We start from the raw sequence: 11447 nt of genomic DNA, 5'->3' as shown, positions 1-11447 counted from the left end.
TGCAGGGGGGACCCTGTGGGAGAGTAGGACACCGCCGAACAATTATTGAGCCTCAGGCCCCGGACTTTGTCCGGGGCCTGAGGCTTTTTTGCGTTCAGAGGGTCCAGCTACCCCTGTGCGTCGGTGCCCCTCGACTGACGGTAAAGTCAGGGGGCATCGTTGGCACGTTTCCACAGGAGGCACCCGGGTGGAGGTTCAGGAGACTCGCGTTCAGACGGACCGGGTCCTCACCATCCCCAACATCCTCAGCATGGCTCGCCTCGCAGGCGTGCCGCTGTTCCTGTGGCTGATTCTCCGTCCCGAGTTCGGCGGGCCGAAGAGCGACGGCTGGGCGCTGCTCGTGCTGATGCTCAGCGGTGTCAGCGACTACCTCGACGGCAAGCTCGCCCGGCGGTGGAACCAGATCAGCAGCCTGGGGCGGCTCCTCGACCCGGCGGCCGACCGGCTCTACATCCTTTCCACCCTTCTCGGTCTGACATGGCGTGAGATCCTGCCCCTCTGGCTGACCGCGGCTCTTTTGGCCCGGGAACTGATGCTCCTGGTGATGGTGGGAATCCTCCGCCGGCACGGGTATCCGCCGCCGCAGGTGAACTTCCTGGGCAAGGCGGCGACGTTCAACTTGATGTACGCCTTCCCGCTCCTGCTGCTCAGTGACGGGACCGGATGGCTTTCGTCACTCGCTGAAGTTTTCGGGTGGGCGTTCGCCGGATGGGGTACAACTCTCTATTGGTGGGCAGGGATCCTCTATGTGGTCCAGGTCCGCCGACTTGTCAAGGCGGACACCGTGGCCGATTGAGCCTGTCTGTCCGGCGCCGTGCAGTGATTGCCAGTGCCTGTTTGTTGTAAGAGGACCACTGTCCCGGACGGGTGAAGTCGGCTTGACCGTCGTCTCTGCAAGGAGGACGCTTCCGACATGAAGGCCGTCGTTATGGCCGGTGGCGAAGGAACTCGACTTCGCCCCATGACCTCAAGCATGCCCAAGCCGCTCCTGCCGGTCGCCAACCGGCCGATCATGGAGCATGTGCTTCGGCTGCTCAAACGGCACGGGCTCAATGAGACCGTGGTGACCGTGCAGTTCCTCGCCTCACTCGTAAAGAACTACTTCGGTGACGGCGAAGAGCTCGGCATGGAACTGACCTATGCCAACGAGGAGAAGCCACTCGGCACTGCGGGAAGTGTCAAGAATGCCGAGGAGGCGCTGAAGGACGATGCCTTCCTCGTCATCTCCGGTGATGCGCTCACGGATTTTGACCTGACCGACCTCATCGCGTTCCACAAGGAAAAGGGCGCGATGGTCACGGTGTGCCTGACCCGGGTGCCGAATCCGCTGGAATTCGGTATCACGATCGTGGACGAGGAAGGGAAGGTGGAGCGCTTCCTGGAGAAGCCCACGTGGGGGCAGGTCTTCTCCGACACGGTCAATACGGGTATCTACGTCATGGAGCCCGAGGTCTTCGACTACGTCGAAGCGGACGTTCCGGTCGACTGGTCCGGGGACGTCTTCCCGCAGCTCATGAAGGAAGGCAAGCCGATTTACGGCTATGTCGCCGAGGGCTACTGGGAGGATGTCGGCACCCACGAGAGCTACGTCAAGGCACAGGCCGACGTCCTCGAGGGGAAGGTCGACGTCGAACTCGACGGCTTCGAGATCTCCCCCGGTGTATGGGTGGCCGAGGGTGCGGAGGTGCACCCGGACGCGGTCCTTCGGGGGCCTCTCTACATCGGCGACTACGCCAAGGTCGAGGCCGGTGTGGAGATCCGCGAGCATACTGTCGTCGGGTCGAACGTGGTCGTGAAGAGCGGCGCTTTCCTGCATAAAGCGGTTGTTCACGACAACGTCTACATCGGGCAGCACAGCAATCTCCGCGGCTGTGTGATCGGCAAGAACACCGACATCATGCGGGCCGCGCGGATCGAGGACGGAGCGGTCATCGGCGACGAATGCCTCGTCGGCGAAGAATCGATCGTCCAGGGCAATGTCCGGGTCTACCCGTTCAAGACCATCGAGGCCGGCGCGTTCGTCAACACCTCGGTCATCTGGGAATCGCGGGGGCAGGCGCATCTCTTCGGGGCGCGCGGTGTCTCCGGGATCCTGAACGTGGAGATCACACCGGAGCTGGCGGTACGGCTGGCCGGGGCGTATGCGACGACGCTCAAGAAGGGCGCCACGGTCACCACGGCACGTGACCACTCCCGAGGCGCGCGGGCGCTCAAGCGCGCGGTCATCTCCGCGCTGCAGGCCAGCGCCATCGACGTACGAGACCTGGAGAACGTGCCGCTGCCGGTCGCGCGGCAGCAGACGGCCCGGGGAAGCGCCGGCGGCATCATGATCCGAACGACGCCGGGCGTGCCCGACTCGGTGGACATCATGTTCTTCGACGAACGGGGCGCCGACCTGTCCCAGGCGGGCCAGCGGAAGCTGGACCGGGTGTATGCGCGCCAGGAGTACCGGCGGGCGTTCCCGGGCGAGATCGGCGACCTGAGCTTCCCCTCCAGCGTCTTCGACTCGTACACCGGATCCCTGCTGCGGAATGTCGACACCACGGGTGTCGCCGACGCCGGCCTCAAGGTCGTCGTCGACGCGTCCAACGGAAGTGCCGGGCTCGTGCTGCCCAGCCTCCTCGGACGGCTCGGGGTGGACTCGCTGACGATCAACCCCGGGCTGGACGAGTCGCGGCCCACCGAGTCCGCCGAATCCCGGCGGGCCGGGCTGGTGCGGCTGGGCGAGATAGTGGCGTCGGCGCGTGCGGCGTTCGGGGTGCGGTTCGACACGGTCGGCGAGCGGCTGTCGCTCGTCGACGAGCGAGGCCGGATCATCGAGGACGACCGGGCGCTTCTGGTGCTGCTGGACCTGGTGGCCGCCGAGCGGCGCAGCGGGCGGGTGGCGCTGCCGGTGACGACCACGAGGATCGCCGAGCAGGTCGCGGCGTACCACGGCACGCAGGTGGACTGGACGACGACGTCTCCGGACGACCTGACCCGGGTCGGCCGTGAGGAGTCGACGATCTTCGGCGGGGACGGCCGCGGTGGCTTCATCGTTCCCGAGTTCAGCAGCGTCTTCGACGGTACGGCGGCGTTCGTGCGGCTGATCGGGCTGGTGGCGCGTACGCAGCTCACACTCAGCCAGATCGACGCGCGCATTCCCCGTGCGCATGTGCTGAAGCGGGACCTGGCGACGCCGTGGGCCGTCAAGGGCCTGGTGATGCGGCGGGTCGTGGAGGCGGCCGGTGACCGGCACGTGGACACGACCGACGGCGTACGCGTCGTCGAGGCCGACGGCCGGTGGGTGATGGTGCTGCCCGACCCGGCCGAGGCCGTCACGCACCTGTGGGCGGAAGGCCCGGACGACGCGTCCGCGACGGCGCTGCTGGACGAGTGGGCGGCCGTGGTGGACAGCGCGGGCCGCTGACGCCGGCGTAGCGCCGTGTGCCGGGAGGCGTCCGCGGGGCGTCTCCCGGCACACCGGTGGGGCCATTCGGCGGTAGCCCCTCCGACGTGCGACGATGTGCGGCATGTCGCAGCAGCCCCCCGTTCGGAGCACCGGCTCCCCGCCTCCGCGTCCCGACGCGTCCATGTCGCTGCTGACCAATGTGATGGACCACGCGCTCGACGACGGGTACGCGGAGGCCTCGGCCCGCAGGGACGCCGAGGGCGGCGGCCTGCCCCGTACGCTGCGCGCCAAGCTGGGGCTGGCGGCCGGACTCGTACTGGCCGCGCTCGTGGTCACGCTCGGTGCCGCGCAGGCGCAGATATCGGCACCGGTGGTGGCGAAGGAGCGCGAGGAGCTCATCGACCGTATCGAGTCGGAGACCTCGGCGGCGGACGGCCTGGAGAAGGACATCGAGGCGCTGCGTACCGAGGTAGGGGAGCGGCAGCGCAGGGCGCTGCAACAGCACGGTGGGGACCAGGGGCAGCTCGTCGCGCTGCTGTCGGGGGCGACGCCGGTGCGGGGACCGGGCGTCAAGCTCGTCGTCGACGACGCCAAGGACACCGACGAGGGCGGCGGCGGGCCGCGGGAGAGCAGCGGTTTCGCCGATACGGGCCGGGTCCGCGACCGTGACATGCAGCGGGTCGTCAACGGGCTGTGGCAGGCGGGCGCGGAAGCCATCGCCATCAATGGACAGCGCCTGACCGCCCTGTCGGCGATCCGCGCGGCGGGCGACGCCATACTGGTCGACAACAAGCCGCTGGTGCCGCCGTACACGGTGCTGGCGGTAGGGGACGGAAAAAAGCTGCGTACGACGTTCCAGGACAGCGCCGACGGGCAGTACCTGCACGTGCTGCAGGAGAACTTCGGTATCCGCACCAGCATTTCGGACCAGGGCGAGGTGCGTCTGCCGGCAGCGCCGAGCCTGATCGTACGTACAGCACAGCCGGGCAACGCCGGAGCCGCAACGGGTGACGGGCAGGGCACGGCCGAGACAGGGAAGGGCACATCTTGATCGCCGTACTGGGCCTCGTCGTGGGAGTCGTGGTCGGACTGTTCATCCGGCCCGAGGTGCCGGCGGTGGTCGAGCCCTATCTGCCGATCGCCGTCGTGGCCGCCCTGGACGCGGTCTTCGGCGGCTTGCGGGCCATGCTCGACGGGATCTTCGTCGACAAGGTCTTCGTCGTCTCCTTCCTGTCGAACGTCGTCGTGGCCGCGCTGATCGTGTTCCTCGGCGACAAGCTGGGCGTCGGCGCACAGCTGTCCACGGGTGTCGTGGTCGTGCTCGGCATCCGGATCTTCTCCAACGCCGCCGCCATCCGGCGGCATGTGTTCCGGGCGTGAGGCCGATGAGCAACGAACAGACACCGAATCCGGAGCCGGCCGAGGACCAGAAGCCGCAGACCGGGCGGCAGCGGCTGATCGCGGGCCTGTGGCCGCCGCGCGTCACGCGAGCCCAACTCATCGTGGCCGTGCTGCTGTTCGGGCTGGGACTGGGCCTGGCCATCCAGGTCCGCTCGACGAGTGACACCGGCGCCCTGCGCGGCGCGCGCCAGGAGGACCTGGTGCGCATCCTGGACGAGCTCGACGACCGTACGCAGCGCCTGGAGGACGAGAAGGCACGTCTGGAGGACCAGCGTACGGAGCTGGAGAACAGCTCGGACCAGGCGGAAGAGGCACGCAAGCAGACGCTGGAGAAGGAGCGTCAGCTGGGCATCCTGGCCGGCACGGTCGCGGCCCAGGGGCCCGGGATCACGCTCGCCATCGACGACGGTGCCGGGGCCGTGGAGTCGGACATGCTGCTCGACGCGATCCAGGAGCTGCGGGCGGCGGGAGCGGAAGCGATCCAGGTCAATGGCGTCCGGGTCGTCGCGGACTCCTACTTCTCCGGTGACGCCGGGGACATAGAGGTGGACGGCCGGAGGATCAAGGCACCGTACCGCTTCAAGGTCATCGGGAAGCCGCAGGATCTCGAGCCGGCGCTGAACATCCCGGGAGGCGTGGTGCAGACGCTGGAGAAGGAGCAGGCCACCGCCACGGTGACCCGCTCGCAGAAGATCGTCGTGGACGCCTTGCGACCGGCGGAGCGGCCTGACTACGCTCGGTCGTCATCGCAGTGAGGCGGGGATACATGGGGGTCACGCGGCAAGGACCTGTTCTGGGGAGCGGGCCGGATCGGGGATCGGGGGCCGGCGTGCGCGGTCGTATGGCGGGAACCGGAAGACAGGTACCAGGACGTGAGGTTGCGGGGGGTCGGCGCATCACACACGTGGTGCGTGATGGAAACTGTCCGGAGGATACGGACGTTGTGATGATGTCCGGGTCGGCAGGTGTGTTCATTCAGGGTTCGTCCTGCCCCACGGGCGGGTCTGTTTCGTTCAAGGGGAATCGCCCGTGAAGTTGTTTGCGAAGTTGTTCGGCAAGAGCGCACGCGAGGACGGCAGCAGCACTGCCAGGCATCGCGCGCCGCGCCATGGCCAGAGTGAGGAGCAGGGCGGCGAGCGCCCGCTCTTCCGTGACGAGGTTGCGGGCCCGGGCGGTGACATTCCGGGGGGCCAGGGCGCGTCTGTTGACCCTGCTGGTCCCGGCCGCATAGGTTTCGGGGAACCATCAACCTCGAGTGCGGGTGGAGGGTTTACGCCCGACCCGTACGCGACGAGCGCCCACGCGGGCCAGCCGCGGCAGGAGGATTCGTCCATGCCGGTGTGTACGAGGTGCGGGCACCGCAACGCCGAGGCGAGCCGGTTCTGCTCCAACTGCGGTGCGCCGCTGCGAGGGGGTGCCCCCGCGGAGCGCGCGTCCGAGACGACGTCGACGATCTCGATCTCCGGCCTCGAGGCGTACGACTCCGAGGTCACCGGCCAGACGCAGCTGCCGTCGCTGTCTCCCGAGGCGCAGGCGGCCGTCGAGGCGCTGCCGCTCGGTTCGGCGCTCCTGGTGGTGCGGCGCGGTCCGAACTCGGGCAGCCGCTTCCTGCTGGACAGTGACCTGACCACGGCCGGGCGGCACCCGCAGAGTGACATCTTCCTGGACGACGTGACCGTGTCGCGGCGCCATGTGGAGTTCCGCAGGTCGCCCGACGGCAGCTTCACCGTCTCCGACGTCGGCAGCCTCAACGGCACCTACGTCAACCGTGAGCGGATCGACTCGGTTCCGCTGTCGAACGGCGACGAGGTGCAGATCGGCAAGTACCGGCTGGTCTTCTACGCGAGCCAGCGGGGCGTGTGACCCGGCAGGGGAGGCCGATGCTGCGAACCACGACGGGCGGTGCCGGAAACGGCGCCGCCGGCGCGGCTGATCAGCTGGTGAGCATCGGGACGGTGCTCAATCAGCTGCGCGAGGAGTTTCCCGAAGTCACCATTTCCAAGATCAGGTTCCTGGAGGCGGAGGGGCTCGTCGAGCCGCAGCGGACGGCTTCCGGATACCGGAAGTTCAGCCCGCGGGATGTGGAGCGGCTGGCGCGCATCCTCCGGATGCAGCGGGATCACTATCTGCCGTTGAAGGTGATCCGGGAACATCTGGACGCTGTGGAGCGGGGCGAGCAGGTGGAGCTGCCGGCCGCCCCCCAGCGTGACCCCCTGGACGGCGGCCCGTGGGAGGCCGCGCAGGACCGACCGACCGCTGCCCGGGTGGGCAGGGCGGAGCTCCTGGCCGCGGCGGGGGCCGGCGAGGACGAGCTCGCCGAGTGGGAGTCGTACGGACTCGTCGTGCAGGGCGTGGACGGCGGGTACGACGCCGAGGCCGTGACGGTCGCGAAACTTGTCGCGGAACTGGGGAGATTCGGTCTGGAACCGCGGCATCTGCGGGCGGTGAAAGCCGCCGCCGAGCGGGAGGCGGGACTGGTCGAGCAGGTCGTCGCGCCGCTGCGCCGGCACCGTAATCCGCAGACCAGGGCCCATGCCGAGGCGACGGCGAAGGAGCTGGCGGCACTGTCCGTACGGCTGCACGCGGCGCTGGTGCAGACGGCCCTCGGTATCCGCTTGCACTGATCTTGACAGAGCCCGACTATCCAAATCGGTCCGGCACGTCCTAGGGTTGCAATGTGAACGAGCTCGATGTTGTCGGTGTCCGGGTGGAAATGCCGTCCAACCAGCCGATCGTGCTCCTGCGTGAAGTGGGAGGCGACCGGTACCTCCCGATCTGGATCGGTCCGGGGGAGGCGACGGCGATCGCCTTCGCGCAGCAGGGCATGGCTCCCGCCCGGCCGCTCACGCATGACCTTTTCAAGGATGTGCTCGAGGCCGTGGGCCAGGAGCTGACCGAAGTCCGCATCACGGACCTGCGGGAAGGGGTCTTCTACGCGGAGCTGGTCTTCGCCAGCGGTGTGGAGGTGAGCGCCAGGCCCTCCGACGCCATAGCGCTGGCCTTGCGCACGGGGACCCCGATCTACGGGAGTGACGGGGTGCTCGACGACGCGGGAATCGCCATCCCGGACGAGCAGGAGGACGAGGTGGAGAAGTTCCGCGAGTTCCTCGACCAGATCTCGCCCGAGGACTTCGGTACCAGCAGCCAGTGACGCCGGTGGCGCGTAGGCCTGCCCTCGTGTCGTCGGGGCGGGGCGCGTACGCGCCGTGCGCGCTGTGAGGGATTTCTGCCCATTCGAGTACGCATTCCCGGATTCTGGATACGGGAAACCACTCTCAGGGTGATTATCACTCGGCGTGCCGAGTGTGGCGATCGTTGACGCACCCCGGGTGACTGCCTACCGTCGAGATGGCAGGTCAAGGACGGAGGGTCGGCGTGATGAGCAGCGGCGACGGTGCGACTGGGGGCCTCCCCGGACGAAGTCTGGGGAAGAGCGGGCCGTATCCGCTTCATGGGAGTGCGGCCGATCCGGCGCACACGAACGCGTCCGACAGGGCGAACGGAAGTGCGGCTGACCGGGTCCGTTCGGGTGTGGCCGCTGGGAGTGCCGGCCCGGGTGGCGGTGCGGCGGCCGGCCCGGCTGTCGGTGCGGTGCAGGGGCACGAGGACGAGACGGCTGCCGAGACGGTCGGCTACCGCGGACCGACCGCGTGCGCGGCCGCCGGGATCACCTACCGGCAGCTCGACTACTGGGCGCGTACCGGACTGGTCGAGCCGAGCGTGCGGCCCGCGTACGGGTCGGGGACGCAGCGGCTCTACAGCTTCCGGGACGTGGTCGTCCTCAAGATCGTCAAGCGCTTCCTGGACACGGGTGTCGCACTCCAGAACATCCGCGCGGCCGTCCAGCACCTGCGGGCGCGGGGCTTTCGCGACCTGGAGCGGATGACGCTCATGAGCGACGGCGCGACGGTGTACGAGTGCTCGTCGCCGGACGAGGTCGTCGATCTGCTGCAGGGCGGCCAGGGGGTCTTCGGGATCGCCGTGGGCGTGGTGTGGCGGGACGTCGAGGCGGCACTGTCGCAGCTGCACGGGGAGCGCATCGACACCGGCGAGACGCTGGTCGGGCACAACCCGTCGGACGAGCTGGCGCGCCGGAGGCGTGACCGGGCCGTCTGACCACCTGCTCCGTATGTGTGTGCGGGGCGATTGTCAGTGGCGTAGGGCAGCATCGATGGTGTGAGAGCCGCGCCGACGATCCTGCATCTGGACATGGATGCCTTCTTCGCCGCCGCCGAGCAGGCGGCGAAGCCCAGTCTGCGCGGAAAGCCGGTGGTCGTCGGCGGGCTGGGGCCGCGCGGGGTCGTCGCCACCGCGTCGTACGAAGCCCGGCGTTTCGGGGTGCATTCGGCGATGCCGATGGCGCAGGCGCGGCGGCTGGCGCCGAACGCCGCTTATCTGGTGCCCCGCTTCTCGCTCTACCGCGCCGTGAGCGAACAGGTCATGGAGCTGCTGCGCGAGCTGTCGCCCCTCGTCGAGCCGCTGAGCCTGGACGAGGCCTTCGTGGACCTGGAGGCGGGTGGCTCGGCTCACGACGCCGCCGGCGCGCGGGCCGCCGGTGAGCAGCTGCGCAGGGACATTCACGCGGTCACGGGGCTGACCGGTTCGGTGGGCCTGGCCGGGTCCAAGATGCTCGCGAAGATCGCGTCCGAGGAGGCCAAGCCTGATGGGCTCGTGCTGATCGAGCCGGGCACGGAACGGGAGCTCCTCGGCCCCAAGTCGGTGCGGATCCTGCCGGGGGTGGGGCCGGCCACCGGAGAGCATCTGCGGCGGGCCGGGATGACGACGGTGGCGGACCTGGCGGCGGCGGGCGAGGACGAGCTCGTACGGCTGCTGGGGAGGGCGCACGGGGAGTCGCTGTACCGGATGGCGATGGGGTACGACGACCGGCCCGTGGTGGCGGAGCGGGACGCCAAGTCGGTGTCGGTGGAGGACACCTTCGACGTGGACCTGCACGACCGGGTGCGGGTGCGGATGGAGGTGGAGCGGCTGGCCGAGCGGTGCGTGCAGCGGCTGCGGGGCGCGGGGCGGTCGGGGCGGACGGTGGTGCTGAAGGTGCGGAGGTACGACTTCTCGACGCTGACCCGGTCCGAGACGCTGCGCGGCCCGACGGACGATCCGGTGGTGGTGCGTGAGGCGGCGGCCCGGCTCCTGGAGGCGGTCGACACCACGGGCGGGGTGCGGCTCCTTGGCGTGGGTGTCACGGGGCTGGCGGACTACACGCAGGAGGACCTGTTCGCGCAGGCGGCGGCGGAACGGGCGGCCGGGGAGCGGGAGGCTGTGGAGCGGGCGGGGGCGGAGGCGATGGGGGCGGGGGTCTTGGCCGCGCACAGTGGGGCCGGGGGCGCGGTCTCGGGGGAGTCCGGTGCCGTCGGCGGGCCCGGTGTGCCGGTCGGATCCCCGGAGGTGGACGTGCGGGCCAGGCCGGGCGGCCCTGCCGGGGCGCCGCCCCCGCAGGGCGACGGGGTGGCCGAACCGTCGGCCGGTGAGTCGGGCGGGCGGCCGGAGGCGGCTCCTCCCGGCTCGCGCGGCCATGGCGGCCCTCGGCCGGGCGGCGAGCCGGGAGGGGCTGGCGGGGGTGGCGGACTGGGCGGGGCCGGTGGGCCTCATGGTGGCGTTGTGGCGGCGGAGATCGGGGTGGGCGACCACGGGGGCCCGGGTGTCCTGGAGGCGGCTTCCTCGGAGGGCGAGGGCCGTGTTGGCCCGGCCGGGGGCAGGCCGGTGTCCAGAGCCGGTGAGGCCGGTGGAACGGCTGGGCGCGCGGGTGCTGGGCCGGACAGCGCCAGGATGCCCGGTGGGGAGGTGCGGCGGTGGGCGGCCGGGGAGGATGTGCGGCACGCCCAGTACGGGGCCGGGTGGGTTCAGGGCAGCGGGCTGGGGCGCGTGACCGTGCGGTTCGAGGAGCCCGGTTCGGCGCCGGGGCGGGTGCGGACGTTCTGGGCCGACGATCCGGAGCTGGAGCCGTCCGATCCGCTGCCGCTCGTGCCGGGTCAGTCGTCCTGGCCGGCGAGCTTGCCGAAGTCGCGGTCCGTGGAGGGGGGTGGCGGGAGCGCGAGGCCGTAGTGGTGGTAGAGCTGGAGCTCCTGCTCGGGGGAGAGATGCCGGCCGACGCCGAAGTCGGGGGCGTCCTTGATCAGGGCCCGGTCATACGGGATGTGCAGGCCGTCGTCCACCAGTTCGCTGGGCTCCAGCGGGACGAAGGCGTCGCGGCTGAACAGGCCGGTTCGTACGGCGGCCCACTCGGGGACGCCCGTCGCGTCGTCCAGGTAGACCTCGTCGATGGTGCCGATCTTGTGGCCGTTGCGGTCGAAGGCCTTGCGGCCGATCAGGCTGCGCGGATCGATATCGGTCTGCACGGTCCCTCCAACTGGTCGCAACCGCTCTGTAAACACTACGAAAGTGCACATCGGTGACGTCGGCCACTCGAGGGATCGGGCGTGGACCACGCTGGTAGGCTGGCAGACGGCCGCTGACCCCGTGCGGGAGAGTCCTCCGGAGAAACCTTTCGGAGGCGCCGAAGGAGCAAATCCTCCCCGGAATCTCTCAGGCACCCGGTACCGCACGGATGAGGTCACTCTGGAAAGCAGGGCGGGCGTCGGACGGCATCCGCTCTCACCGACGGTGAAAGCCGGGCGGCACACAGGTGCGCCCGGTGAAG

General features: G+C 69.7%; 11 protein-coding genes and 1 riboswitch. Of the genes, 10 read left to right on the top strand and 1 reads right to left on the bottom strand.

The window, feature by feature from the left end; all coding sequences use genetic code 11:
* Positions 1-187: 187 nt before the first annotated feature.
* The 10 genes from BKD26_RS07300 (at position 188) to BKD26_RS07255 (ending at position 10852) form a co-directional block, all read left to right on the top strand.
* The gene (locus BKD26_RS07300) at positions 188-796 is read left to right on the top strand and encodes a CDP-alcohol phosphatidyltransferase family protein (protein ID WP_084896980.1); all 609 of its coding nucleotides are present in this window, start codon (positions 188-190) and stop codon (positions 794-796) included.
* Positions 797-913: 117 nt separating this feature from the next.
* Positions 914-3409 (top strand): mannose-1-phosphate guanyltransferase, encoded by a 2496-nt coding sequence (locus BKD26_RS07295; RefSeq protein WP_084896979.1) that lies wholly within the window; start codon positions 914-916, stop codon positions 3407-3409.
* 103 nt (positions 3410-3512) lie between these two features.
* Complete coding sequence (locus BKD26_RS07290; protein ID WP_084896978.1) at positions 3513-4442, top strand: DUF881 domain-containing protein; 930 nt, start codon at positions 3513-3515, stop codon at positions 4440-4442.
* Positions 4439-4771, top strand: a complete 333-nt coding sequence (locus tag BKD26_RS07285) for a small basic family protein (RefSeq protein ID WP_064068997.1) — start codon at positions 4439-4441, stop codon at positions 4769-4771. Before BKD26_RS07290 ends, BKD26_RS07285 begins: the two co-directional genes overlap by 4 nt.
* A 5-nt stretch (positions 4772-4776) precedes the next feature.
* Complete coding sequence (locus BKD26_RS07280; protein WP_084896977.1) at positions 4777-5547, top strand: DUF881 domain-containing protein; 771 nt, start codon at positions 4777-4779, stop codon at positions 5545-5547.
* A gap of 577 nt (positions 5548-6124) precedes the next feature.
* Positions 6125-6655, top strand: coding sequence for an FHA domain-containing protein (locus BKD26_RS41980; RefSeq protein WP_277622353.1), 531 nt, complete (start codon positions 6125-6127; stop codon positions 6653-6655).
* 17 nt (positions 6656-6672) lie between these two features.
* Entirely contained in the window at positions 6673-7416 is a 744-nt protein-coding gene (locus tag BKD26_RS07270; protein WP_084896975.1) for a MerR family transcriptional regulator, read from the top strand.
* Positions 7417-7469: 53 nt separating this feature from the next.
* Positions 7470-7943 (top strand): bifunctional nuclease family protein, encoded by a 474-nt coding sequence (locus BKD26_RS07265; RefSeq protein WP_004002801.1) that lies wholly within the window; start codon positions 7470-7472, stop codon positions 7941-7943.
* A gap of 227 nt (positions 7944-8170) precedes the next feature.
* The gene (locus BKD26_RS07260) at positions 8171-8908 is read left to right on the top strand and encodes a MerR family transcriptional regulator (RefSeq protein ID WP_084896974.1); all 738 of its coding nucleotides are present in this window, start codon (positions 8171-8173) and stop codon (positions 8906-8908) included.
* Positions 8909-8968: 60 nt separating this feature from the next.
* Positions 8969-10852 (top strand): DNA polymerase IV, encoded by a 1884-nt coding sequence (locus BKD26_RS07255; protein WP_084896973.1) that lies wholly within the window; start codon positions 8969-8971, stop codon positions 10850-10852.
* Here BKD26_RS07255 and BKD26_RS07250 read toward each other — a convergent pair.
* On the bottom strand, positions 10780-11145 hold the full coding sequence (locus BKD26_RS07250) for a PRC-barrel domain-containing protein (protein ID WP_179166448.1): 366 nt from the start codon (positions 11143-11145) through the stop codon (positions 10780-10782). The genes BKD26_RS07255 and BKD26_RS07250 overlap by 73 nt on opposite strands.
* 114 nt (positions 11146-11259) lie before the next feature.
* Positions 11260-11359, top strand: a riboswitch (glycine riboswitch).
* Positions 11360-11447 lie beyond the last annotated feature (88 nt).

Source organism: Streptomyces sp. CB03238 (genome assembly GCF_002099185.1).
In the GTDB taxonomy this organism is placed as follows: domain Bacteria; phylum Actinomycetota; class Actinomycetes; order Streptomycetales; family Streptomycetaceae; genus Streptomyces.
The sequence above is the reverse complement of the archived record's forward strand: the minus strand, read 5'-3'. Positions and strand labels throughout refer to the sequence as shown.